The organism is Shinella sp. (genome assembly GCF_052438155.1).
In the GTDB taxonomy this organism is placed as follows: Bacteria; Pseudomonadota; Alphaproteobacteria; order Rhizobiales; family Rhizobiaceae; genus Shinella.
This window is the reverse complement of the sequence record NZ_JBQVPI010000005.1, coordinates 196,819-221,109: the sequence shown is the minus strand read 5'-3', so window position 1 is coordinate 221,109 and position 24,291 is coordinate 196,819. Positions and strand designations below refer to the sequence as shown.

27 protein-coding genes are annotated in these 24,291 nt (G+C 63.2%); 10 read left to right on the top strand and 17 right to left on the bottom strand.

Annotated features, from left to right (window positions below; all coding sequences use genetic code 11):
• Nucleotide 1 precedes the first annotated feature (1 nt).
• The 6 genes from ACT6VE_RS11905 to ACT6VE_RS11880 form a co-directional block, all read right to left on the bottom strand.
• Nucleotides 2-937: a glycine--tRNA ligase subunit alpha gene (locus ACT6VE_RS11905; RefSeq protein WP_444798988.1), complete on the bottom strand. Its 936-nt coding sequence runs from the start codon at nucleotides 935-937 to the stop codon at nucleotides 2-4.
• A gap of 120 nt (nucleotides 938-1,057) precedes the next feature.
• Complete coding sequence (locus ACT6VE_RS11900; protein WP_444798820.1) at nucleotides 1,058-2,128, bottom strand: dTDP-glucose 4,6-dehydratase; 1,071 nt, start codon at nucleotides 2,126-2,128, stop codon at nucleotides 1,058-1,060.
• Nucleotides 2,129-2,340: 212 nt separating this feature from the next.
• Nucleotides 2,341-2,532: a hypothetical protein gene (locus ACT6VE_RS11895; protein ID WP_444798819.1), complete on the bottom strand. Its 192-nt coding sequence runs from the start codon at nucleotides 2,530-2,532 to the stop codon at nucleotides 2,341-2,343.
• Nucleotides 2,533-2,559: 27 nt separating this feature from the next.
• Nucleotides 2,560-3,435: a S49 family peptidase gene (locus tag ACT6VE_RS11890; protein ID WP_444798818.1), complete on the bottom strand. Its 876-nt coding sequence runs from the start codon at nucleotides 3,433-3,435 to the stop codon at nucleotides 2,560-2,562.
• A gap of 72 nt (nucleotides 3,436-3,507) precedes the next feature.
• Nucleotides 3,508-4,323 carry a tRNA1(Val) (adenine(37)-N6)-methyltransferase gene (locus ACT6VE_RS11885; protein WP_444798817.1) on the bottom strand — a complete coding sequence of 272 codons (816 nt, stop codon included), beginning with the start codon at nucleotides 4,321-4,323 and terminating at the stop codon, nucleotides 3,508-3,510.
• A complete protein-coding gene (locus tag ACT6VE_RS11880; RefSeq protein ID WP_444798816.1) occupies nucleotides 4,320-4,541 on the bottom strand; it encodes a putative signal transducing protein in 222 nt (73 codons plus the stop codon). Before ACT6VE_RS11880 ends, ACT6VE_RS11885 begins: the two co-directional genes overlap by 4 nt.
• 108 nt (nucleotides 4,542-4,649) lie before the next feature.
• Between ACT6VE_RS11880 and ACT6VE_RS11875 the strand changes: the two genes are divergently transcribed.
• From ACT6VE_RS11875 to ACT6VE_RS11855, 5 genes are all read left to right on the top strand, one after another.
• Complete coding sequence (locus ACT6VE_RS11875) at nucleotides 4,650-5,666, top strand: polyprenyl synthetase family protein (protein ID WP_444798815.1); 1,017 nt, start codon at nucleotides 4,650-4,652, stop codon at nucleotides 5,664-5,666.
• A gap of 163 nt (nucleotides 5,667-5,829) precedes the next feature.
• Nucleotides 5,830-7,671, top strand: a complete 1,842-nt coding sequence (locus tag ACT6VE_RS11870) for a tetratricopeptide repeat protein (RefSeq protein WP_444798814.1) — start codon at nucleotides 5,830-5,832, stop codon at nucleotides 7,669-7,671.
• Complete coding sequence (locus ACT6VE_RS11865; protein WP_444798813.1) at nucleotides 7,672-8,571, top strand: 4-(cytidine 5'-diphospho)-2-C-methyl-D-erythritol kinase; 900 nt, start codon at nucleotides 7,672-7,674, stop codon at nucleotides 8,569-8,571.
• Entirely contained in the window at nucleotides 8,558-9,106 is a 549-nt protein-coding gene (gene moaB, locus ACT6VE_RS11860) for a molybdenum cofactor biosynthesis protein B (RefSeq protein ID WP_444798812.1), read from the top strand. Before ACT6VE_RS11865 ends, moaB begins: the two co-directional genes overlap by 14 nt.
• Nucleotides 9,107-9,184: 78 nt before the next feature.
• Nucleotides 9,185-10,177 carry a calcium-binding protein gene (locus tag ACT6VE_RS11855; RefSeq protein WP_444798811.1) on the top strand — a complete coding sequence of 331 codons (993 nt, stop codon included), beginning with the start codon at nucleotides 9,185-9,187 and terminating at the stop codon, nucleotides 10,175-10,177.
• Nucleotides 10,178-10,274: 97 nt separating this feature from the next.
• Here the strand turns inward: ACT6VE_RS11855 and ACT6VE_RS11850 are convergent, their stop codons facing one another.
• Entirely contained in the window at nucleotides 10,275-10,808 is a 534-nt protein-coding gene (locus tag ACT6VE_RS11850; RefSeq protein WP_444798810.1) for a glycosyl transferase, read from the bottom strand.
• Between the two features lie 174 nt (nucleotides 10,809-10,982).
• On the opposite strand from ACT6VE_RS11850, the gene ACT6VE_RS11845 reads away from it, so the two are divergent.
• The 5 genes from ACT6VE_RS11845 to ACT6VE_RS11825 all read left to right on the top strand — a co-directional run bounded on the left by ACT6VE_RS11845 (nucleotide 10,983) and on the right by ACT6VE_RS11825 (nucleotide 14,454).
• Nucleotides 10,983-12,140: a PA0069 family radical SAM protein gene (locus ACT6VE_RS11845; protein WP_444798809.1), complete on the top strand. Its 1,158-nt coding sequence runs from the start codon at nucleotides 10,983-10,985 to the stop codon at nucleotides 12,138-12,140.
• A 251-nt stretch (nucleotides 12,141-12,391) separates the two neighbouring features.
• Nucleotides 12,392-13,060: a ribonuclease HII gene (locus ACT6VE_RS11840; protein ID WP_444798808.1), complete on the top strand. Its 669-nt coding sequence runs from the start codon at nucleotides 12,392-12,394 to the stop codon at nucleotides 13,058-13,060.
• 53 nt (nucleotides 13,061-13,113) lie between these two features.
• Nucleotides 13,114-13,428, top strand: coding sequence for an ArsR/SmtB family transcription factor (locus ACT6VE_RS11835; protein WP_444798807.1), 315 nt, complete (start codon nucleotides 13,114-13,116; stop codon nucleotides 13,426-13,428).
• Nucleotides 13,425-13,784 (top strand): SRPBCC family protein, encoded by a 360-nt coding sequence (locus ACT6VE_RS11830; protein ID WP_444798806.1) that lies wholly within the window; start codon nucleotides 13,425-13,427, stop codon nucleotides 13,782-13,784. The genes ACT6VE_RS11835 and ACT6VE_RS11830 overlap by 4 nt, the downstream gene beginning before the upstream one ends.
• A 46-nt stretch (nucleotides 13,785-13,830) precedes the next feature.
• Entirely contained in the window at nucleotides 13,831-14,454 is a 624-nt protein-coding gene (locus tag ACT6VE_RS11825) for an ATP-dependent Clp protease proteolytic subunit (protein WP_444798805.1), read from the top strand.
• Between the two features lie 110 nt (nucleotides 14,455-14,564).
• On the opposite strand, the gene ACT6VE_RS11820 is transcribed toward ACT6VE_RS11825, so the two are convergent.
• The 10 genes from ACT6VE_RS11820 to ACT6VE_RS11775 form a co-directional block, all read right to left on the bottom strand.
• Complete coding sequence (locus tag ACT6VE_RS11820; RefSeq protein ID WP_444798804.1) at nucleotides 14,565-15,050, bottom strand: F0F1 ATP synthase subunit B; 486 nt, start codon at nucleotides 15,048-15,050, stop codon at nucleotides 14,565-14,567.
• A 10-nt stretch (nucleotides 15,051-15,060) separates the two neighbouring features.
• Nucleotides 15,061-15,714 (bottom strand): F0F1 ATP synthase subunit B, encoded by a 654-nt coding sequence (locus ACT6VE_RS11815; protein WP_444798803.1) that lies wholly within the window; start codon nucleotides 15,712-15,714, stop codon nucleotides 15,061-15,063.
• Nucleotides 15,715-15,803: 89 nt separating this feature from the next.
• A complete protein-coding gene (locus ACT6VE_RS11810; RefSeq protein WP_444798802.1) occupies nucleotides 15,804-16,031 on the bottom strand; it encodes a F0F1 ATP synthase subunit C in 228 nt (75 codons plus the stop codon).
• Between the two features lie 66 nt (nucleotides 16,032-16,097).
• Nucleotides 16,098-16,850, bottom strand: coding sequence for a F0F1 ATP synthase subunit A (locus tag ACT6VE_RS11805; RefSeq protein ID WP_444798801.1), 753 nt, complete (start codon nucleotides 16,848-16,850; stop codon nucleotides 16,098-16,100).
• Between the two features lie 158 nt (nucleotides 16,851-17,008).
• The gene (locus ACT6VE_RS11800; protein WP_444798800.1) at nucleotides 17,009-17,404 is read right to left on the bottom strand and encodes an AtpZ/AtpI family protein; all 396 of its coding nucleotides are present in this window, start codon (nucleotides 17,402-17,404) and stop codon (nucleotides 17,009-17,011) included.
• A 270-nt stretch (nucleotides 17,405-17,674) separates the two neighbouring features.
• On the bottom strand, nucleotides 17,675-18,850 hold the full coding sequence (locus ACT6VE_RS11795; protein ID WP_444798987.1) for a cell wall hydrolase: 1,176 nt from the start codon (nucleotides 18,848-18,850) through the stop codon (nucleotides 17,675-17,677).
• A 282-nt stretch (nucleotides 18,851-19,132) separates the two neighbouring features.
• Entirely contained in the window at nucleotides 19,133-21,034 is a 1,902-nt protein-coding gene (locus tag ACT6VE_RS11790; RefSeq protein WP_444798799.1) for a potassium transporter Kup, read from the bottom strand.
• Between the two features lie 16 nt (nucleotides 21,035-21,050).
• Nucleotides 21,051-22,034, bottom strand: a complete 984-nt coding sequence (locus ACT6VE_RS11785; RefSeq protein ID WP_444798798.1) for a magnesium transporter CorA family protein — start codon at nucleotides 22,032-22,034, stop codon at nucleotides 21,051-21,053.
• Nucleotides 22,035-22,172: 138 nt separating this feature from the next.
• Nucleotides 22,173-23,372 (bottom strand): iron-sulfur cluster carrier protein ApbC, encoded by a 1,200-nt coding sequence (gene apbC / locus ACT6VE_RS11780; RefSeq protein WP_444798797.1) that lies wholly within the window; start codon nucleotides 23,370-23,372, stop codon nucleotides 22,173-22,175.
• Between the two features lie 152 nt (nucleotides 23,373-23,524).
• Entirely contained in the window at nucleotides 23,525-24,268 is a 744-nt protein-coding gene (locus ACT6VE_RS11775) for a helix-turn-helix transcriptional regulator (protein ID WP_444798796.1), read from the bottom strand.
• Nucleotides 24,269-24,291: the final 23 nt, after the last annotated feature.

Sequence of the window (24,291 nt, the reverse complement as noted above, 5' to 3'; positions counted from 1 at the left end):
ATCAGGCCGCGCTCTTGGTCCAGTTGATGCCACCGGCATCCGTCAGCAGGAAGGCTTCACCGCAGGCCTTGGCCAGCGTGCGCACGCGCAGGATATAGCTCTGGCGTTCCGTGACCGAGATCACGCCGCGCGCGTCGAGCAGATTGAAGATGTGCGATGCCTTGATGCACTGGTCATAGGCCGGCAGCACGCATTTGTGCAGGCGCTGGTTATCCGCATCGCCCGGCGCACCGGCGGCGAGCAGTGCCTGGCACTCCTTCTCCGCATCGATGAAATGGCGGTGCAGCATCGCCGTGTCGGCGAATTCGAAGTTGTGGCGGGAATATTCCTGCTCGGCCTGCAGGAAGACGTCGCCATAGGTGATCTTCTCGTCGCCCTCGCGGCCGTTGAAGTTGAGGTCGTAGACATTGTCGACACCCTGCACATACATGGCGAGGCGCTCGAGGCCGTAGGTCAGTTCGCCGGCAACCGGAGAGCATTCGATGCCGCAGACCTGCTGGAAATAGGTGAACTGCGAGACTTCCATGCCGTCGCACCAGCATTCCCAGCCGAGGCCCCAGGCGCCGAGTGTCGGGCTTTCCCAGTCGTCCTCGACGAAGCGCACGTCGTGCAGCAGCGGATCGAGGCCGATGGCAGCGAGCGAGCCGAGATAGAGTTCCTGAAGGTTCGACGGGTTCGGCTTCAGGATAACCTGGTACTGGTAGTAGTGCTGAAGACGGTTCGGGTTTTCGCCGTAGCGGCCGTCGGACGGGCGGCGCGACGGCTGCACATAGGCGGCGCGCCACGGGCGGGGGCCGAGTGCACGCAGCGTCGTTGCCGGATGGAACGTGCCGGCACCCACTTCCATGTCATAGGGCTGAAGCACCGCACAGCCCTTGTCCGCCCAATAGGCGTGCAGCGTCAGGATCAGCCCCTGGAAGGAGCGGGTCGGGTTCATATGGTCAGGCAGGGCGGCAGAGGTCATCGGTTTCGTCCAGCATTCTTTGGAAAAGCTGGCGGACTGGTGCCACGATGCGCCCAAGGGGTCAAGGGTTTCGGGCGGCGACCTGCAATGCGCTCAATGCCGTTCGAGCGAACGGAAGAGGCCCGAGCCGGCAACCTGCGTGACGGCCTGGACCCGCTGGGGTGCCAAGTCCGGCACCTGGCTCATCTGCCGGCGAAGACCGCCCGGCACGCGTGAACCGTACCAGGCCGCAAGCACCGGAAGTTCGCGGCGCAGCGAACCTGACGCCCGCCAGCCAAGTGCGCGCAGCGCCTGCGTATCAAGCGGCGAGCGGGTGACATTGCCGGGCCGACCGCCGGTGAAACTGACGCCCGCTACGGAATCCTGAACCGTATCGAGCACCATGCGGGCGATGGAGAGGACATCGTACAGTTCGTCGCCGGCGACGTTGTAGGTGGCGTTTTCCGCGCCGCTGGAAACGACGGCGCGCAACGCCGAACAGACATCCGCCGCGGTGACGAAGGCCCGCTTCTGCGCGCCGTCGCCATGCACCGGAAGTGGCCGGCCGACGGTCGCAAATTCCATGAAGCGCGGCAGCAGCTTTTCCGCGTTCTGGCGTGTGCCGACGATGTTGACCGGGCGCAGCACCCGGATATCGAGATCGAAGGACCGGCGCAGGCCGGCGATCAGCATTTCCGCGGCGGCCTTCGAGGCGCCGTGCGGATTGTCGGGCAGAAGCGGCGCAAGTTCGCCGATCGGCTGGCCGTTGCCGGCGCCGTAGACTTCGGCGGAACTGATATGGATCATCAGCGGCACGCGGCGGCGGCCCATCGCCTCGACCAGAACCTGGGTGCCGAGCGCATTGGCGAGCGTGAAGCGTTCCGGCACGGAAAAGGCCCGCTCGACATGGCTTTCGCCCGCCGTATGGACCACGAGATCGGCATCCTTCAAAACCTCGGTCACGAGGTCGAGATTGCCGACGTCACCTTCCTGCAACGTCACGCGGCCCGTGCGGAAGGCCGCATCGAGATGCGACATGTCGGCAGCATAGGTGACGGAATCGAGCACGCGGATGCGCGCATTCGGGCAATGGGCGAGAAGATCATCGACGATGTGCGAACCGACGAAGCCAGCACCACCCGTCACGACGATGGTGCGAATCCGATCGAGGTCGAGCGAGGCCATGGTTTACTCCGTTCATTGCAGGCGCATCAGAGGTGCACCCTCATGGCGACCCTGACCGCTAGATCGGTCTTCCTGCGCGCGAGGGCAAGTAAAACCCCAGGCTGCATGTGCGTAAATCCGATATTAACCTTACGTAGAATGGTTAATGTACCGGGCCGGCACGACCGGCCCGTTTTGCCGGTCCCACGACGACACGCGGCTGTGCCGCAACGCTACTCGTCGTCCCGGCGCACGCGGTATTCCCCGGTTTCCGGATCCTTGACGAGCGTGCCGGTGGCGCCGGTGCGGCGCTCTTCCTGGGCACGCTTGTTGATCTTGCTCAGCCGCTCGGCATCCGCGATGAACTTGCGGTAGCCGAACCAGGCAAGCCCGACGACCAGAAGCAGAAAGATGATCTGGGCCATAGCCCCTCCCCCAAAAATTATTGCGCCTTATCCGGAAAGCCCGAAGCGGCCCCACAGCGCCTTTTCTTCCGCGAGCCCGGCGACCGCCGCGACACCAGCCGAGCCTATACGGCCTGCCATGTCTTCGGAAAGCCCCCCGATGCCCGGCGCCTTGCGGCCGAACAGGCCCTTGGGTGCCGAAACCAGCTCAAGCCGCGTTTTCGGCCCATAGCGCCGCTTCAACTCCGAGCGCATGTCCGTGAGCCCGTCGACGAGGCCGAGCGTCTTCCCGCGACCGCCGGTCCAGAACAGGCCGGAAAACAGGTCCGGGTCGTCGGCGAGTTTTGCACCGCGACGCTCCTTCACCATGTCGATGAAAACCTTGTGGATTTCGAGCTGGAGGGACTTCAGATACTCGATGTCGCTCTCGCGCTCGGGCTGGAACGGATCGAGGATCGCCTTGTTGCTGCCGGCCGTATAGACGCGGCGCTCGACACCGATCTTCTTCAGCATTTCCGGAAAACCAAAGCCGCCCGAGACGACGCCGATGGAACCGACGATCGAGGTGGGGTCGGCAAAGATCTCGTCACCGGCAAGCGCGATCATATAGCCGCCGGACGCCGCGACATCCTCGACGAAGACGAGCACGCGCTTGTTGTTCTCGGCTGCCAGATCACGAATACGCTGGAAGATCAGGCGCGACTGAACCGGCGACCCGCCGGGCGAGTTGATGGAGATCGCCACCGCCGGTGCATTCTTGTAGGCAAAAGCCCTTTCCAGCGCGGGTGCAGCCGTGGCGAGATTGAGCGGCGGCCGAAACTGGCTGCCCGTCGCCATGATCGCTCCACTCAGCCTGACGACCGGGATCGCGACACCTTCCTTGCGAAATCTCTTCGGCACCAGCGTCTTCAAAAATCCGGCCATTGCGCGATCCTGTCTCCTGTTTATCTGCCCGGCTGATGTATGCACGACGGGCGAAAACACAATGGCGCGCCCTCAATTTCGGGTTTTTGACAGGCGCGGATAGCTGGCACGCCCATTGTTGAGATCATTCACGAAGGATGTGAAGGCGTGGTGCGGGCCGTCGTGCATGACGAGCGGCATGCGCAAGGCGAGGCGCGCGCGCGAGCCTTTTATGGCGGTCACAAGGATACGGTGGGCGCTTTCGCCCGCGCGGGGATGGATGGGGGTGATCTCGATGCCGCCGAAGCGGTGGCCGCAGGCGGCAATGATGTCGGCGATCGATTCGGGCCGGGCGATCAGCGAAAGCTGGCCTCCTGGTTTGATGATGGCGCTTGCCGTCTTGATCCAGCGCTCGAACAGGTCATCGTCCATCGCATGCGCCTCGGCCTTCAGCGCGTCCGGCGTCCGGCGGTCGGCGCCGTCGTTGAAGGGCGGATTCATGATGACGTGGTCGTGCACGTCGTCGATAAGGCCGGCAGCAATGCGTGCCCTGCCGGACAGCGACACATCCGCCTCCAGAACGGAAACACGGCCGGCGAAGGCAGCGTTGGACGCCAAGGCGACAGACTTGCGGGCGAAATCGGCCATCAGGGGAGAACGCTCCACGAGCAGTACCTCGGCCTTCTCAATGCGTGATGCAACGGCCAGCCCGGCGGCCCCGGCGCCTGCACCAAGATCCGCCACCCGCATCGGCCCTTCACCGGCGACGAGGGCGGCGAGCAGCATCGCATCCATGCCGGAGCGGTGCCCGATACCCTTCGGCTGGACGACGTGGAACCGGCCGTAGTGGAAGGCATCGATGGTTTCGGTGACAGCCGTCTGCGCGAACGTCGGGCCGGCATCGTTCACGGACGCAACTCCGCCGCCAGCCCCGCATCCGTGAGAATGCCCCGGGCCTCGTCCTCCCGGTCGCTTTCCACCAGGAAGCGGCGGGGCAGCATGCCGAGAGAGCCTTCGAGGATGCTCATCGCCTCGTCGGCGATCAGGCAATGGATGCCGGCTTCCTTCATCAGGCTTTCCGCGAAGGAAAGCAGCACGGCGTCGTTGGTGCGGATCAGTTCGATCATTCCGGTCTTTTTCCAGCCATTATTGACGAGGCGGGACAATTCGCCTCTTGCCGCAGCAAGCCCCGCTTTCTATTGTCTTTCAACAAAAATGAACAGGAGTCCGGGCATTTGGGCGTCGTGATACCGCTTGAAGAAGGCAAAAACAAACAGGCGTCGGTGAAGCCGCTCGTCGACCTCACGAAGGCCGACATGGAGCGGGTGAACCAGCTCATCCTGTCGAAGGCCGGTTCCGACGTGCAGATGATCCCGGAGGTCGCCAACCACCTGATCTCGTCCGGCGGCAAGCGCCTGCGCCCCATGCTGACGCTCGCCTCGGCCGCGATGTTCGGCTACGATGGCGACCATCACATCAAGCTCGCGACCAGCGTCGAGTTCATGCACACGGCAACGCTTTTGCATGACGACGTGGTGGACGAAAGCGACCTGCGCCGCGGCAAGTCCACCGCGCGCATGATCTGGGGCAACCAGGCGAGCGTGCTCGTCGGTGACTTCCTGCTCGGCCAGGCGTTCAAGATGATGGTCGAGGTCGGCTCGCTGGAGGCGCTTGACGTGCTCTCGACGGCAGCGACCGTGATCGCCGAAGGCGAAGTGCTGCAGCTTTCCGTTGCCAAGAACATGGAGACGACCGAGGACGACTATCTCCAGGTCATCCGTGCCAAGACGGCCGCGCTCTTCGCTGCCGCCGCCGAAGTCGGCCCTATCATCGCCAATACGCCCAAGGCGGAGCGCAATGCGCTGAAATCCTATGGCATGAATCTCGGCCTCGCCTTCCAGCTCGTCGACGACGCGCTGGATTACGGCGGCAAGGCGGCCGATCTCGGCAAGAACACCGGCGACGATTTTCGCGAGGGCAAGATCACCCTGCCGGTCATCCTCGCATGGCGCCGCGGCACGGCGGAAGACCGCGCCTTCTGGCGGGACGCCATCGAAGGCGGCCAGAGCGATGACGCCAACCTGGAACGCGCTTTTGGCCTGATCACCCGCTATGGCGGCCTGACGGACACCATCGCCCGCGCCCAGCATTACGGCATGATCGCCCGCGATGCGCTCGCCCCCCTGCCGGCCAGCCCCTGGAAGAACGCGCTGCTCGAAGTCATCGACTTCTCCATCGCCCGCGTCAGCTGATCGGGACAGCCCAAAACGGTCCGGCAGGATTTTCTTGCCGCACCGCGCCAAAAAAGCCATTCTCTACCGTCATGAGTCCGTGACTGATTTGGGCGCCATCGTGGCAGGATTTGTCATGCATGGCCTCCGGGGCTTATATCATACCTGCTGGAAAGGCATTTTGATGCGGCATTCCCTTCTCCTTCGGCTTCTTTCCGGCGTGGCGATTGCGGCCAGCCTCGTGCTGACCGGGCCTCTCGCGGCCTTCGCGGAAGAAAAGCCCGCAGCGGTAGCCGCCGAGGAAACGCCGTTCGACCCCCTGGCTGTCAACACCTTCTCCGGCGCGTTCCTTGCCGCCCGCACGGCGGATTTCGACAAGGATTACGAGACCGCCGTCACGCTCTACAAGATCGCGCTGCAGTTCGACCCGACCAACCCGGACGTCAAGCAGCGCCTGATGATCACGCAGCTGATGAACGGCGACTTCGAGGAAGGCGTGAAACTCGCCGACACGCTGAAGAACGATTCGTCCGTCGAGCGCATCACCTCGGTCGTGCGCGGCATGGAGGCGATCCGCAAGCGGGAATACAAGTCTGCGGAAAAGATCCTCGTCTACAAGGGGCCGAACGACCTCGACAAGATGATGAACGACCTGCTGCTCGCCTGGGCCAAGTTCGGCGACGGCAAGTCGAAGGACGCGCTCAAGCTGATCGACGGGATGGAAGGGCCTGAATGGCTCGCCATCTTCAAGAACTACCATGCCGGCGCGCTTGCCGCCGCAGCCGGTGACAAGGCGACCGCGCGCACGCGCCTCAACGAGGCAATCCTCGACCGCAATGGTGCGGGTGCGGCGCCCGACACGTTCATTCGCGCCGTGATGGCGCTCGCGCGCCTCGAAGCGCGCGACGGCAACAAGCAGAAGGCGCTCGATGCGATTTCGGTCGGTGACAACTTCATCACCAGCTACGCACCGCTGAAGGCGCTGCGCCAGAGCATCGACGCCGGCGAAAAGCAGGAGCAGCAGGTGCGCACCGCCGCGCAAGGTGCCGCCGCCGTGCTCTTCTCGATCGGCGGGGCGCTCAACCGCGATGGCGCGGAAGACATCGTCTCGCTCTATCTCCAGGTCGCGCGCGCGCTCGATCCGGATAGCGACGACATGCTGGTGCTGCTCGGCGGCCTCGCCGAGAACCAGAAGAAGCCGCAAAAGGCGATCGACTATTATCGCGCCGTGCCGGAAAAGTCGCCGATGCGGCGCATTTCCGAGTTGCAGCTCGGCCTCAACCTTGCCGATACGGGCAAGGTCCCGGAAGCCAAGAAGCATCTTCAGGCGCTGATCGATGCCGATCCCTCGGATCTGCGCAGCTATCTGGCGCTTGGCAGCGTGCTTTCCGATGCCAAGGACTACAAGGACATGGCAGCGCTCTACGACCGCGCTGTGGACGCGATCGGCGCGGTTCCGACGCGCAACCACTGGAGCGTCTTCTTCCAGCGCGGCATCGCCTATGAGCGGCTGAAGGAATGGGAGAAGGCCGAGCCGAACTTCCGCAAGGCGCTGGAACTCAACCCCGAGCAACCGCAGGTGCTGAACTATCTGGGTTACTCCTGGGTGGACATGAACAAGAACCTCGACGAGGGTCTGGACATGATCCGTCGCGCCGTCACCCTCAAGCCGGATGACGGCTACATCGTCGATTCGCTCGGCTGGGCCTATTTCCGCCTCAACCGCTTCAGCGACGCTGTGGCGGAACTGGAGCGTGCCGCGGAGCTGAAGGCCGGCGACCCGACGATCAACGACCATCTCGGCGATGCCTATTGGCGCGTCGGCCGCAAGCTGGAGGCAACCTTCCAGTGGAACCGTGCGCTCAGCCTGAAGCCGGAAGAAACGGAAATCCCGAAGATCAAGCTGAAGGTCGAGAACGGCCTGCCGGAACTGAAGAAGACCGAACCGGCCTCGGCCGAGGCCAAGGATGAAAAGCCGGTGCAGAACATCTCTCCGGAAGGCGCTGCCACAGACCGCAAGTCGTAAATGCCAAGCGCCGACAGCCTGCCGGGCTTTGCCGTCATCGAGCAGGCTCCGGCCAAGATCAACCTCGCGCTCGCCGTTATCGGCCAGCGCGAGGATGGCTACCACCTCCTCGATAGCCTTGTGACCTTCACCGCCTTCGGCGACCGCATCGGCCTGTCGCCGGCGGCGGAAGATCGCCTCACGCTCTCCGGCCGTTTTGGCGATGCACTTGCCGCGGACGCCGACAACCTCGTCACCCGCGCCCGCGATCTGTTGCGCACTGCCCTGGCCGAAGTCGGCCGGGTGGCGCCCCCGGTCCACATCCACCTCGAAAAGAACCTTCCCATCGCCTCCGGTATCGGCGGCGGCTCGGCGGATGCTGCGGCCACGTTGCGCGGCCTTCTCAAGCTGTGGCAGGCCGACGCGCCAAAAGCCGAGCTTGACGCCATCGCGATCAGCCTGGGTGCCGACGTGCCGATGTGCCTTGCCAGCCGCCCACTTGTCGCCCGCGGCGTTGGCGAGGACATCACGCCGGTGCCGATGCCATCCCTGCCCATGGTGCTCGCCAATCCTCTTGTCGGGGTTTCGACGCCCGCCGTCTTCAAGGCATTGGCTTCAAAACACAATCCGCCGCTCGTCCTCGATAGCGCGCCCGCCGACTGGCCGGCGGCGATCGGCCGCCTGCGCAACGACCTGGAGCCCCCTGCCCGCGCGCTGTGCCCCGATATCCCGGCGATCTCAGAAAGCCTCGCCGCCACCGGCGCGACCCTGGTGCGGATGTCCGGTTCCGGCGCAACCTGTTTCGCGCTATACCCTTCCGATCCGGCGGCAGAAGCCGCTGCGGTGGCGCTCGCACGCCGGCACCCGTCCTGGTTCTTCACCGCCACCCGCACCCTTGGAGCTGATGATGGCACGCATTGACGAGACGAGGCCCTTCCTCCCGGTCGGCATCGCCGTGCTCACGGTCTCGGACACCCGCACGCCCGAAACGGACCGCTCCGGCGACACGCTCGTCGCCCGCATCGAGGAAGCCGGCCACCGGCTTGTGGCACGCGCCATCGTGCCGGACGATATCGACGAGATCCGTGCCCAGGTGGAAGCCTGGACGCGCGACACCGCCATAGACGTCGTCATCACCACCGGCGGTACGGGCTTTACCGGCCGCGACGTGACGCCCGAAGCGCTGGAACCGATCTTCGAAAAGCGCATGGACGGGTTTTCCGCGGTCTTTCACCGCATTTCCTACGACAAGATCGGCACATCGACGATCCAGTCGCGCGCGACCGGCGGCGTGCTGAACGCCACCTTCATCTTCGTGCTGCCCGGCTCGCCCGGCGCCTGCAAGGACGCCTGGGACGGCATTCTGAAAGCGCAGCTCGACTATCGCCACATGCCCTGCAACTTCGTGGAAATCATGCCGCGCCTCGACGAGCACCTGAAGCGTTCTGCCGGCTGACCTGTTCCATAGGAGACTGCGTCCATCCCGCAGTGCCTCTATGACTTTGCCGGCAACAGAGAGAAGAGGAGAGCGAACATGGCACGCACGATCACCGGAACCAATGGTGCAGACCGCATCGTCCAGGGCGGCAACATCAACAATGTCGAGCTGACCATCCGGGCGCTTGCCGGCAACGACACGATCATCCTCAACCGCACCGACGACTTCGGCGGCCGCAACGGCGTCGATGCGGGTGCGGGCAACGACAATGTCGTCAACATGAAGGAGGATGGCAATGTCATCCTTCTCGGTGCCGGCAACGATACGTATGTCGGCACTGGCTTCGGCTCCTTCTCGACCGAGCGCGCCGACCTCGTGCAGGCCGGAGACGGCAACGACAAGATCGCCGTCAGCACGTTCAAGAGCACCTATCTCGGCGAGGCCGGCAACGACCGCTTCTTCTCTGTCGGCCGGCAGAACACTTTCAATGGCGGCAGCGGCGTCGATTCGATCAGTTTCCTGCCCCGTGACGACGATGCGATTGTGGGTGGCTCCGGCATCGGCATCGACCTGCTGCAAGGGCTCGCCCAGACCGGCGCCAACCGCTTCGAGACCCTGATCAGCATCGAGAATGCGGACGGCACGAATGCCGGCGACGCACTCTTCGGCTCCAATGTCAAGAACGTGCTCAAGGGCCTTGCCGGCGATGATTCGATTGCCGGCCGCGGCGGCAACGACGTGCTGGTGGGCGGCCTCGGGCACGACCTCCTGCAAGGCGACGGTGGCGCCGACCGCTTCGACTTCAACTTCCGCGCCGAATCAGCTGTCGGTGCCAACCGCGACGTCATCCTCGACTTCAATCACAACCAGGGTGACCGGATCGACGTGCGCGACATCGACGCGAACACCACCCAGGCCGGCAATCAGACCTTCACCTTCATCGGTGACAGCAATTTTTCGAGCAGCGCCGGCCAGCTTCGCTTCAAGGACGGCATCGTATCCGGCGACATCACCGGCGACGGCCGGGCCGATTTCCAGATCGGGGTGCAGGACATCAGCGCCATGGTTGCGAGCGATTTCGTACTTTAGAGTTTGTCAGGGGAAAGTGGGGTCCGGTTTTCCCGAAAAGACAAACGAAAACAAAAGAATCGAGAGTCGGTCGTACAGCCGCCGCCTCATCAGCGCGTCAACCCAGGGCTTGCGCCCGCATGGCCTTCACCGCCCAGGCGGGCACGATTTCCGCAACGAGCGTGCGCGAGCGTTTGCCCGCCGCGACATCGGCGAGCGCCATTCCGGTGCGTATGGACGCCATAAACTGCTGCTTGGTGACGAGATAACCCTGCTCCAGCGGCGGGGTTTTTCGGCCGATACGTTGCAAGAACGGCCGACGATGGCTGCGCGAGGCGAGGAACTGCGCCGTGCCGGCATTGACCGAAACATGATCAACGATCGCATCGACCCAACCCGTCATCGGCCGGGCACCGGGCTCCAGCAGCAGCAGCCAGTCGCCGCGGGCCGAGCGCACCACATCCTTGATATCCCAGCTCGTCAGGAAGCGGCAGCCGGCCGCATCCGCCACCATGGCGGAGCCGTCGCGCGAGCCGTGGTCGAGCACGATCACGTCGCGGACGATGCCCTCGACCGCGCCGGAGACGAGCGCGGACAGCGTCTGCACCAGCTCCGCTTCGTTGTCCCGGCATTCCATGATGATTGTCAGCATCCCCCTTCAATACCGCAATGCAACATCGAATTCCACCGCTACCGACCGGCATCTCACTGCATGGTTAGGCGGCATGGTTAGCGCTGCGCAGAAATTTGTTCTTGCATTGTTCTCATTGCCGCGATAGGAATATAGTCACTGAAGCAGGGGCGATCTCGCCCCGCGGAGACAGCCATGAACGATCTTGCTGACCTCAGGCAGGGTGCGCTAGCGCCCGGCCACACGAAAGACGTTGCCGAAGCGCTGATGGCACAGGCTGGCATGCGCATCGAGGTGGATCGCCGGCGCGGCCGCGGCGCAGGGCTCAATTTCACCGGCCGCTTCGAGCCGGTGACGCGCGAGGGGTTCGACGACGGCTGGCAGACACTGGAGGATCTGCCGCCCTTCCGCACGGAAGTTCAGGTCGAGAAGCCCCGCACCATCATCACTCGCAACGATTCGCCGGACATCCCCTTCGACCGCTCGATCAATCCCTATCGTGGCTGCGAGCACGGCTGCATCTATTGTTTCGCCCGGCCGACGCATGCCTTCATGGGCCTTTCCGCTGGCCTCGACTTCGAGGCAAAGCTGTTCGCCAAGCCGGATGCGCCGAAGCTGCTGGAGCGCGAACTATCGAAGCCCGGCTACAAGCCGCGCGCCATTGCCATCGGCACCAACACCGATCCCTACCAGCCGATCGAGAAGGAGTGGCGCATCATGCGCCAGATCCTCGAGGTGCTGGACAAGGCCAATCACCCGGTTTCGATCGTCACCAAGTCGGCGCTGGTCATGCGCGACATTGACATTCTCTCCCGCATGGCGGCGCGTGGCCTTGCCTGGGTCGGCATGTCCGTCACCACGCTCGACCGCAAGCTCGCCCGCACCATGGAACCGCGCGCCGCGACCCCGCCGCGCCGGCTGGAGACGATCCGCGCACTTTCCGAAGCCGGCATCCCGACCGCCATCATGATGGCGCCGATCATTCCCGGCCTCAACGACCACGAGATCGAGCGCGTGCTGGATTCGGGCAAGGCGGCTGGCGCTGTGGAGGCGAGCTACGTGCTGCTGCGCCTTCCGCTGGAGGTCAGCCCGCTCTTCCGCGACTGGCTGCTGCGCAACTATCCGGATCGCTACCGCCACGTCATGTCGCTGGTGCGCTCCATGCGCGGCGGCAAGGATTACGACGCCGAGTTCGGCAAGCGCATGAAGGGCGCCGGTCCCTATGCCTGGCAGATCGCCCGGCGTTTCGAGATGGCGGGCAAACGGCTGGGCTTGACCCGCACCCGGCGCAGTCTGGCCAGCGACCAGTTCGTGCCGCCGTCAGGCAGCGGGGTGCAGCTGTCCTTGCTCTGATGCCGGGGCGGGAAAGGGTTTGACCAGCTTCCCCGTTCGGCGTCCTGACAAGACGGCCTGTCCCACGGCAAACGAAGCCAAGGCCTGCATCGCCGCCAAGGCCGCGGCCATGGTTTGAAAGTTCTGCGCAGTTTCTCGGGCCGGACGGCTCGGGAAAAGACGCCATCCTCTTCCGGTCCGTCTTCCCCGGGCGCACCGGTTGCTCCTCCGGCATTTGCCTCCTGCCGGAGGGCTTGCAGGGAATCGGACGGATGTGCGAGGTTCGCCGCATGTCCCGTGTCGCATCCTCCGATTCCCGCCTTCTTTTCGACCTGCCCGAAGGGCCGGACTTCTCGATGGAGCTTGCTGCCCGCAAGCGCGGCCTTTGGCCGGTCGCCGGCACGGACGAAGCCGGCCGCGGGCCGCTCGCTGGGCCTGTGGTTGCCGCTGCGGTGGTGCTCGATCCGGAAAACATTCCGGGCGGCCTCAATGATTCGAAACAGTTGAGCGCGGCAAAACGCGAATTCCTCTTCACGCTCATCATGCAATCGGCCTTCGTCTCGGTCGCCTCCAGCTGTTCGCGCCGCATCGACGTCATCGATATCCGCAAGGCAAGTCTCGACGCCATGCGCCGCGCCGTTGCCGGTCTTGAGGTCAAGCCGCAACTCGTGCTCGCCGACGGCCGCGACGTACCGCCCGGCCTCGCCTGCGAAGGCCGCGCCGTCGTCAAGGGCGACGCCCGCTCGCTCTCCATCGCCGCCGCCTCCATCGTCGCGAAGGTGATGCGCGACCGCATGATGGCCCGCGCCGAAGCCACCTTCCCCGGCTACGGCTTCGCACTCCACGCCGGCTACGCCACCCAGGTCCACCGCGATGCCATCAAAGCGATCGGCCCCTGCCGTCTGCACCGCATGAGTTTCCGCCCGCTCCGGCAGGATTGATGAACAGCGGATCGGCGTTGCAAATAAGATAAGTGTGTGCTTATCTGATTTGCATGATTGAAAACGATATATTCAAGGCTCTGGCCGATCCGACACGCCGCGCGATCTTCGAGAAGCTGGCGAATGGCAGCATGAATGCCAGCGCCTTGCGGGACGGCATGGACATCAGTCAGCCCGCCATGTCCCAACACCTCGCCGTGCTTCGCAGCGCTCAATTGGTGCGGGAAGAACGGCAGGGGCGGTTTGTGAACTACGAGGTCGATCCGGACGGGCTGGCGCTCATAGCCGGATGGCTTGCGAAGTATCGCGCCTATTGGCCAGCGCGGATCTATGCCTTGAAGACCCTGCTGAAGGATATGGATCAATGAACGACACGGCGGCTATGAAGCAGGTGACGGACCTGGTGCAGGAATACGAGCTGGACGCGCCGCCTGAAAAAGTCTGGCGAGCGATCAGCATTCCCGCATTTCGCGAGAGATGGCTGCCCCACGGCAAACCGGCCAATGCCGAGCCCATTTCCATCGCAGCGGGCGAGGAAATCTGCTTCCGGATACGGGACGACGAGCCACCCTTCCTTGACAGCATCGCAACGTTTCAGATCAGGCCCAACAACCAGGGCGGAACGACACTGAGAATTGTCCACCGACTTTTGGACGCTCCAGTGGCTCAGTCGATGCCGCCAGCCGCAAACAGCAATGGACCCTGGCTGATGCGCGCGGCCTGACACCTCGATCCACCATCACAAAATTCCGGAAAACAGGAGTTCGCCCATGCGCGAAGCGATGCAACTCGTCCCTATGGTCGTCGAACAATCCAGCCGAGGCGAACGTTCGTTCGACATCTATTCCCGCCTGCTTCGGGAAAGGATCATCTTCCTGAACGGTGAGGTGAACGATGCCATGTCCGCCCTCGTCTGCGCGCAGTTGCTGTTCCTGGAAGCGGAAAACCCCAAGCAGCCGATCCAACTCTATATCAATTCGCCCGGTGGCGTCGTCACGAGTGGTCTCGCGATGTACGACACGATGCGCTACATCCGCGCGCCCGTTCACACGCTCTGCATGGGCACTGCCCGTTCGATGGGATCATTCCTGTTGATGGCAGGCGAGCCCGGTGCACGCGCCGCATTGCCGAACGCCAACATCCTCATCCATCAACCGTCAGGCGGCTTCCAAGGTCGAGCGGCGGACATGCTCATCCATGCCGAGGAAATCCTCAGAACCAAGCAGCGCATGACGCGGCTCTACGCCAAGCATTGCGGACGCAGCTATGAAGAATTCGAGCAGGCAATGGATCGCGATCGTTTTATGACGGCGGAAGAGGCGCTGGAGTGGGGACTGATCGACCGCATTCTCACCGAGCGCGAAGTCGGCGCGAGGCAAGAGACCGGCACCTGAACCACGATCCGCTACGGTGCCCATGGCCGGTCGGCCGCGCCTTTACGCCATTTCCAACAAAAAAGGCCGGCATCACTGCCGGCCTTTTCAAATCACGCGGTGGAAGAGCCTCAGTTGAGGCGGGTCTTCACTTCGCCGATGGCGTTGTCGAACAGGGCCTTGCCAACGGCGGCATCGGCCTTGGCGGCGATAACCTTTTCGGCGGCGGCGACGGCGAGGTCGACGGCGGCGGCGCGAACGGCGTTGATCGCGTCGGCTTCGGCCTGGCCGATCTTCTGCTCGGAGAGCGCCGTGCGGCGGGTGACGTATTCCTCGGTCTTCTGCTTGGCTTCTGCCGTCAGTGCGCTCGCCTCGCGTTCAGCGGCGGCGACGATGCTTGCGGCTTCCGCCTCGGCATCCTTGCGCTTGCGCTGGTATTCAGCGAGCAGATGCTGGGCTTCCTCGCGAAGACGCTTGGCTTCCGCCAGCTCGTTCTGGATTTTTTCCGCGCGGGCGTCGAGGCCCTTGGCCATCATGGCCGGAACCTTGAGGTAGGCGATGAGGGCCAGGAACAGGATGAGGCCGACAAAGGCATAGAATGTTGCGTCGAATGCCATGGTGCGCTCCTTACTTGCCTGCGGCCGATTTGACGGCCGAAGCGACTTCGGCCTTGGTGGCCTTGGTGCCGATCAGCTGCTCGACCACGGCTGCCGTGGTTTCCTCGGCAATCGTGCCGACGTCGGCAAGCGCCTTTGCCTTGATCTCGGCGATACGGGCTTCGGCACCGGCGATCTTGTCCTGCAGCGAGGCTTCGATCTTGGCGCGCTCGGCATCGGCACGGGCCTTGGCTTCGTCGCGGGCCGTCGAGGCGATCGCATTGCCCTTGGCGCGGGCGCTTGCAAGCTCCTGCTCGTAGGACGCAATCGCGGCATCCGCTTCGGCCTTCAGGCGCGACGCTTCGTCGAGATCCTGTGCGATGCGGTCATGACGGGTCTCGAGGATCCCGCCAATACGCGGAATGACGATCTTCGACATGAGAAGATAGAAAAGACCGAAGGTGATCGCGAGCCACAGGAGCTGCGATGCGAACGTGGTCTGGTCGAACGGCGGAAAGACGCCGGAACCGGCTTCTTCGCCATGAGCCACACCGGTTTCGGTGTGCACTTCGCCTGTCGGCTGAGCCGCATGCGTATCCGCAGGGGTCTCATGCGATGTCGCAGAGGTTTCCGCCTGGGCGATTTCGAAAGGGGTGGACTCGGCCAACGCCAAGGTCACGGACATGCTGACCTCCAGGGGGCATTCTCAGATATGTACGAAACGTACGATGGACCATGGCCCTTGCGGGGCCATGGTCCAGTCCTCAGCCGGTATTAGACGGCGAAGAGGAGGAGGAGAGCGATGAGCAGCGAGAAGATGCCCAGAGCTTCCGTAACGGCGAAGCCGAATACGAGACGGCCGAACTGGCTGTCAGCAGCAGACGGATTGCGCAGAGCGCCGGCAAGGTAGCTGCCGAAGATGTTGCCGAGACCGAGAGCCGTGCCGGCGAGACCGAACGTGGCAAGACCTGCGCCGATGTACTTTGCTGCTTCCGCTTCCATGTTGAACTCCTTGAATGGGATGTTGCGGCTTATGAGCGGCGCCCGAGGGCGCCAACGACTGTTTCCTTAGTGACCACCCGGATGCACGGCATCGTTCAGGTACATGCATGTCAGAACTGCGAAGACATAGGCCTGCAGGAACGACACGAGGAATTCGAGACCGGTCAGAGCGACGGTCATGAGAAGGGGCAGGATCGCACCGGCGACACCGACGGCGCCAAGGGCGCTGAGCGAGGTGACGAAGCCGGCGAAGACCTTGAGCGTGATGTGACCCGCCAGCATGTTGGCGAAAAGACGGATCGAGAGGCTGATCGGACGCGAGAGGAACGAGATGACCTCGATCGTGACGACCAGCGGAAGAAGCATGCCCGGAACACCGGACGGCACGAAGAGCTTCAGGAAGCCAAAACCGTGCTTGTAGAAACCGTAGACGACGACCGTACCGATGACGAGCATGGCAAGCGCGAAGGTGACGATGATCTGGCTGGTGACGGTGAAGAAATAAGGCACCATGCCGAGCATGTTAGCGGTCAGCACGAACATGAAGAGCGAGAAGACGAACGGGAAGAACTTCATCCCGTGGCTGCCCGCCCCTTCCCGGAGCATCGAGGCGATGAACTCGTAGGACATTTCCGAGACCGACTGCATGCGGCTCGGAACGAGGCCACGCTGGCCCGTGGTGAAGTAGAGGAAGCCGATACCGGCCGCAACGGTGGCGACCATGAACAGCGAAGCGTTGGTGAACGAGAAATCAATGCCACCGATTTCAATCGGAACAATCTTGTTGACCAGGAACTGATGGGTCGGATCGTTTGACACCGCGTATCTCTCTCGCTTGCCCGCCTTGCGGCGGAAGTCACCCCTGGAGCCTATCCAGTTTTTCTCGAAAAACGAAAAGGCTCTATCTCTTTATTCTGTACAATCCCGGACGAAAACCGCTGCGCGCTTTTCCCGACCTTGTTTATCGAACAGTCCCCTCAGGCACCGTCCTTCGTCTTGGTTTCGTCCCGTCCGCCTGCGGCCTTGCCGGGCTCACGACCGGCCAGCCTGTCGACCGGATGGGGCGATGCCACCATACCAGCCGCGCGCATGACGTTCAGAACGCCGGCACAGAAGCCAAGGAGCAGAAGAATGATCATCCCCCACGGCCGTGTACCCGCAAAATGGTCCAAAAGATAGCCCAGAAGCGCCCCGACAATAACGGCCGCGACGAACTCGCTCGAGAGCTTCATGGCAACCGCGTAGCCTTGGCGGCTTGTCGATGCCCGTGCCTCGGCGGCTGCTTCCGCCCCGTCATCCTTGCGCCGTTCCGCGAGTTCCGCGTCCAGGCGTTTCAGCCGGTCTTCCAGACTTTCCTTTTGCTGATCGGTCATGGCACGCTCCCCGTTCGCTTTCCCGCGAAGCTTTCGCCCCATTGCGGACATATTGAAGGCTAGGATTCAAGCCATATCCGACCCCTTTCGAAGTCGGCCGCAACATAGTTTTAGGTGCCAGCATAGTCAAGGCATGGCGGAGCTTTGTACAACAGCAAATATATTGAGAAAAATCAATTGATTATGGGGATTTCCATCGCGACCGCGGCAGATCGTCCCGGGAATCGGCCAGGCCGTGGCGCAGACTCAGCAAGCACCGGGCGAAAGCCGTCAGCTCCAGCCGCCGCCATAGGTGCGGTAGAAGATGTGCTTGCCGATCTTTGCCACGCGCTTCATCGTGCGGCCCCACGGCGGGTTCACATAGGTCGCGTGATAGTGGGTGGAGGACCCGACTTCTTCGAACCAGATCTTGCCGGCCGTGACGGCCATGGCGATCTCCTTGGCGGTCTTCCAGTGCCAGGGTGAGAGAATGAGGTCCGGAATGCGGTCGCAGGCGAAGGAGAACTGGCAGCGGTTGCGCCAGTTTTCGTTCTGGTAGACGACGCCGCAGATCGTGTTCGGATAGGCGGGATTGCGGACACGGTTCAATATGACCTGGGCAACGGCGGCCTGGCCCTTCAGTTCCTCGCCGCGCGCCTCGAAATAGATGCCCTCGGCAAGGCATTTCTGTTCCTTGGCGGTAAAGACCTCGGCCGGCAGCGGCGTTGCGGCCCAGGCGTGGTCTTCCGCCGAAATATCGGGAATGAAGCGGCCAAGTTCCTTGTTCGGCTTCAGGATCGAATCAAACGGTGATTCCCGGGCGTAATCCGGCTCGACGCGGGCATAGGCGGTCGCCAGCACGTCGGCCTTGTCGTTGGTGACGAGGTCCGCGATCATCGGCGAGACGCCCGGATCCTTGTGCACCGGCGTCTTCTTGTAGAATGCCGTGGCAATCTCGATTTCCTTGCCGGCGAGCTGCGACTTGGCGAAGGCCATGCGCTCGCCGATGTCGAAGGCTGGCGAGAGAAGCGAACTGGTGCGCTCCAGGATGGAGCCGGCGGTAAAGTCCTTCGGCGGCGACATTGGCAGGACAGCGACGATTCGGTTCTTCTTGTCGCGGCGGTTGACGCGGTCTTCGTCGGGAATGGCGCCCTGGCCCTTGTGTTCGCTGCGCAGCGCCGCCGTGACGCCGCCCGGCAGTTCGACCCCTGCCCCGCTTTCGACGCCGCCGGTGATCATGGCATCGGCAAACTCGATCTCGACTTCATGAACGGAGCCGGCCGGCGAGCGGGTCAGCACCATAGTCTGATTGCCGCCCTTGCGGTTCAAGCCGGCGAGATAGGTGGCGAGGTCCGTATGGGCGGACTGGGTGGGGAAACTGGCCGCAAGGCCAAGACCGAGGGCGAGAGGGATTTTCCATTCCCGCTTCAAAAACTCAAGGAAGCGGCCTGCCCCTGCATGACGAATGCTACGCTTACGCAACTGTCTACTCCGCACGCATGCGCAGGCGCTGCCGCCGATCAACGACCGGCGTCTCTTCCTGCCCGGAAATATTCGTATGGGAGCCCCGCCGCGCCGAAGCACGGGCCCTAAGCGGCTCGTTGTCAGGGTAAAATGAAGCATTAACCTTGATGCTTGGTTAATGCTCATAAACCGCTTTGGGGGAGGTCATCACCTCCCCTTCACGATTACGTCAATGACCGGCGCAATTCCGAACGCAAAACCGCTGCACACTTTTGCTGGAATTGCTCAGATCACGACATGCGAGCCGAGTTCGACCACGCGGTTGGTCGGCAGGCGGAAATAGTCGGACGGATCGGTCGCGAGATTGGCAAGGCCGATGAACAACCGATCCTGCCACATCGGCATGCCGGAGTCAGAATCCGGCACCAGCTTGCGGCGGCCGAGATAGAAGGAGGTCGACATGATGTCGAACTTGTGCCCCGCCTTGCGCATCAGACCGAGCACCTGCGAGACGTTCTGCGTTTCCATGAAGCCGAAATGCATTTCGATGCGCGAAAAGCGCTCGGAAATCTTCTCGACCTTGAAACGCTCGGCACGCGCGACGCGCGGCGTGTTGTTCGTCTTGACCGTCAGGATGAAGTTCTTCTCGTGCAGCACATGATTGTGCTTGAGATTGTGCAACAGGGCAGCAGGCGCAAAATCCGGATCGCTGGTCAGGAAGATCGCCGTGCCGGGAACCTGCACCGGCGCATGGGCGCTCTGCCTCTCCACCGACTTCACGAAGGCCGGTAGCGGCACCTCGATGCGGCGCGTCTTGTCGCGCAGGATGCGCGTGCCGCGCGTCCAGGTCCACATCACGATGACGACGCCCGCGGCGATCATCACCGGCACATAGCCGCCGTCATGCACCTTGAGCAGGTTCGCGCCGAGGAAGGTGAGTTCCAGCAGGAAGAGCGGCAAAAGCACGGCGGTGGCGGCGAGCTTCGTCCAGCGCCAGCGCTTGCGCAGGAATTCGAAGGCGAGCACGGTCGTCACGACCATCGCGCCGGTGACCGAGATGCCGTAGGCCGTGGCAAGCGCCTCGGACGAGCCGAAGATGAAGACGAGCGCCATCACACCGAACAGCAGAACCGAGTTGACACCCGGCAGGTAGATCTGCCCGGTCTGGGTTTCCGACGTGTGGAAGATTTCCATGCGCGGCAGGAAGCCGAGATGGATGGCCTGGCGCGTCAGCGAGAAGGCGCCGGTGATGACCGCCTGGCTGGCGATGATGGTGGCGGCGGTCGCGAGGATGACGACGGGCAACAGCGCCCATTTCGGGAACATCAGGAAGAACGGATTTTCGATCGTCTCGGGATGCGCCAGCACCAGCGCGCCCTGCCCCAGATAGTTCAGCGTCAGCGCCGGGAAGACCAGACAGAACCAGGCCCACTGGATGGGCCGGCGGCCGAAATGGCCGAGATCGGCATAGAGCGCTTCCGCGCCGGTGACCGTGAGGAACACCGCACCGAGCACGACCAGGCCGACATAGCCTTCATTGATCATGAAAAGCACGGCGTAATAGGGATTGAAGGCGGCAAGGATGCCGAGATCGTCGCTGATATGGTTGAGGCCGGCAACACCCATGACGATGAACCAGACCGCTGTGATCGGACCAAAAAACTTCGACACGGCGGCGGTGCCCCAGGACTGCACGGCAAACAGCATGACGAGGATGACCACCGAAATCGGCACGACATAGTCGGCGAGCGTCGGCGTCACCAGCTTGAGGCCTTCGACGGCGGACAGAACGGAGAGCGCCGGCGTGATCATCGCATCGCCGATGAACAGAGCGGCCCCGACGGCCCCCATGAAGAACAGCACGGTGGCGCGACGCCCCGCCGTCTTCGCGAGCAGCGCCAGCAACGAGAGTGTACCGCCCTCGCCGTGGTTGTCGGCGCGCAACAGGAAGAGCACATATTTGAGTGTGACGATGATCGTCAGCGTCCAGATCATCAGCGAGATCAGGCCGACGACCTCCATGCGGGAAACGCCGTCATCCGCCACGGGGCGCAGCGCCTCGCGGAAGGCATAGAGCGGGCTGGTGCCGATGTCGCCATAGACGACGCCGACGGAGCCAAGGGCAAGAACAAACAGCGTGCGCGCCCTGCTGCGGGGTAGCGGCGCGTGACCGGCGTGTGACTGCATGGGGCGCGATCTGGCTCTAGAGCCAGCCTTTCCAGCGAAAGAAAAAGAACGGGAGAATTGCCGACAGCCCCATCGCGACAAGCGTCAGCGGATAGGCGGAGGCCACGCGCAGTTCCGGCATGAATTCGAAGTTCATACCGTAGGTCGATGCGATCAGCGTCGGCGGAAGCAGCACGACGGAGGCGATCGAAAAGATCTTGATGATGGCGTTCTGCTCGAGATTGATGAGGCCGAGCGAGGCATCGAGCAGGAAGGTTATGTTGCCGGCAACGAAATTGGCGTGTTCGGAGAGCGACTGCACATCACGCGTCACCGTGCGACACCGTTCCAGGCTCTCGCGGTCGGATTGCAGGGCGGGAAGCCCGTGCAGGAAGGTCAGCACGCGGGAGAGCGACATCAGGCTGTCGCGCGTCTTGGCAAGCAGGCGGTGCAGCGCCGAGATCTGGACAATGCGATCTTCGAGATAGCGTGCCGGACGACGGGAAAGATGACGCTTGTCGCCGAATACCTCCAGGGAGAGCTGGTCGGCGCGCGACACGGCGGTTTCGAGGATTTCGGCCGTGCGGTCCGCGATGGTTTCCAAGAGGCGCGTGATCATCACGGTCGGCGAGGAACAGCCACCCGGAATACGATGCATGGCGCTCTTGAAAAGCGAAAACGAGCGCGGCTCGGCATAGCGCACCGTCAGAAGCTTGTTTGGCGTCAGGATGAAGGCGACGTCTGTCAGGTGCGGCAGATCGCTTTCCGCCTTCACCATCAGGGAAGCGGTCAGATAGGCCGCATTGCCCTCCGTATAGAGACGGCTCGACGGCTCGATGTCCTTCAGTTCGTCGCGCGTCGGCACTTCGATCGATAGAACACGCTCGATGAGCGCTTCCTCGTCTCGCGTGGGCTCCAGCAGATCAATCCACACGGCGCCGTCGAGTGCGTCGGCGGCGGCAGAATCGGTCGCTGTGGGCAGGGCGCAAGCCTCGCCATTGGGACGGAAAACCGTGATCACCGGCGAATGGCTCCGGAACGGACCATCGCTCACACTCCTGATTGAACGCCACCCGTCAGCGGATGGCCGCGCATATTGCGCGGTGCAACATAAAAATCAAGCGCATGCCCCGAACGCCCCACAGAGCGAAAGGTTCGCCTATTCGAAAACGATGGCCGGCGCTTCCCGCGTGCCCTTGCCCCGCACGGTTTCCAGCTCCTGCCAGACCCGCGTGGCGATGGCACGGTAGGTCTTGGCCGACGCGCCCTCGGGATTGGAGACCACGACGGGCGTGCCGGCATCCGAGGTCTCGCGGATGTCCATGGTCAGCGGCACTTCGCCGAGGAACGGCACGCCGATGCGCTCGGCCTCCTTGCGCGCACCGCCATGGCCGAAAATGTCGTAGCGGTTGCCGGTGTCGGGCGCGATGAAGTAGCTCATGTTCTCGACGATGCCGAGCACCGGCACCTCGACCTTGCTGAACATGTTGAGGCCCTTGCGCGCATCGATCAGCGCCAGATCCTGCGGCGTCGAGACGATGACGGCGCCGGCGAGCGGCACCTGCTGCGCCATGGTGAGCTGGGCGTCGCCCGTGCCGGGCGGCATGTCGACGACGAGCACGTCGAGATCGCCCCAGGCGACCTCGCGCAGCATCTGCATCAGCGCCGACTGGATCATCGGGCCGCGCCAGATCATCGCCACTTCCTCGTCGACGAGGAAGCCCATCGACATGACCTTGATGCCGTAATTTTCCATCGGCTTGATCATGCGGCCTTCAAGCTGCTGCGGCCGGCCGGTGATTTTCAGCAGCCGCGGCATGGAGGGGCCGTAGATATCGGCGTCGAGGATGCCGACGCGCAGGCCGTTCGCCTTCAGTGCCAGCGCCAGGTTGACCGATGTCGTCGACTTGCCGACACCGCCCTTGCCGGAGGCGACCGCGATGATGGCTTCGACGCCCGGAATGCCGGATTTCGTGCGCTGCTGCGGCTGCGCGGGGGCAGCATGGGCATGGCCTGCATGCGAATGGCCGGCGTGGGAATGCGCAGGCTCGCCGCGACCGGGCGCCGGCGGTGCAGGCGAACGCGCAGCAGCGGGGCCGGAGGCGGCGCGCTTGTCCGCCGTCAGCGCCACCATGGCGGCCTTGATGCCGGGGATTTCCTTGACGACGCGCTCGGCAGCCGCCCGCAACGGATCGAGTTCACGGGCGCGTTCGGCCGGCACGGTGATCGAGAAATAGGCCTTGCCGTCGGAAATGAAGACGTCGGAGACGAGACCGAGATCGACGATGTTACCGTCCATGTCCGGGCCGCGCACCGTGCGCAGCCGTTCCAGCACCTGTTCCTTGCTTACATCCGTCATGAAACCCTCGATAGCCTTCGCGGCGTCTGGCCGCCGCCTTCTCCCGTAGATAGTGCACGGAAAGGCCGTCGCCAAACGAATTTACCGGCGACGGAAGGCTTCGGCTTTGCGGCAGGTTGCCTCAGCCCAGGCGTGGGTGGACGCAAACCGCTTCAGGCGATCAGCCCACGGCGGATCGCCTTGACCACGGCCTGGGTGCGGTTGACCGCCTCGAGCTTGCGGGTGACCTGGTTGAGGTAGTGGTTCACCGTGTGCTCGGAAAGGCCGAGGATTTCGGCAATCTCCAGGCTGGTCTTGCCCGCCGCCGTCCAGCTCAGGCACTGGATCTCGCGCTCCGTGAGCACCACCTGTCCCGATTTCCACGCGGCACCGATTTCGGCGAGCCGGTTGAAGAGGTGCACGGAGATCATCTGCAGCATCAGCCGGTCGTCACGGCCGATCGTCGGGCTTTCGCCGCCCCAGACGACGGCGCCGCGATTGCCGAGTGCATCATGCACTGGAAAGAAGTGGCCGACGAGCATGCCATGATTGTTCATCAGGTCGAGCAACTCGGTGAAATCCGACTGCTCGGACGACTCGCCGATCCATTCCCGCATATCGTAGGAAAACGGCACCGTGGTCAGCCGCAGCTTACGGATGCCGGCACTTTGACGCACCATGCGCAAGGCATCGTATTTGGCGAGCACTTCCTGCGGCCAGTTGCTGACGATGGAATAGGCCGACAGCTTTTCTGCCTCGAAACCCGGCAGGTTGAAAACGATGAAGTATTTGAGCCCGTATTCTTCGCACTTGCGCCGCATATAGCGCACGATATCGAACTGCGTTTCGAGGGCGGCGATCTCGACGCCCTCGTCCTGTAGCTGGTTTTCGGTGCTGCTCGTTTCGTCAGCCGTCATGATTCCCCGCAATTTTGTTTTTT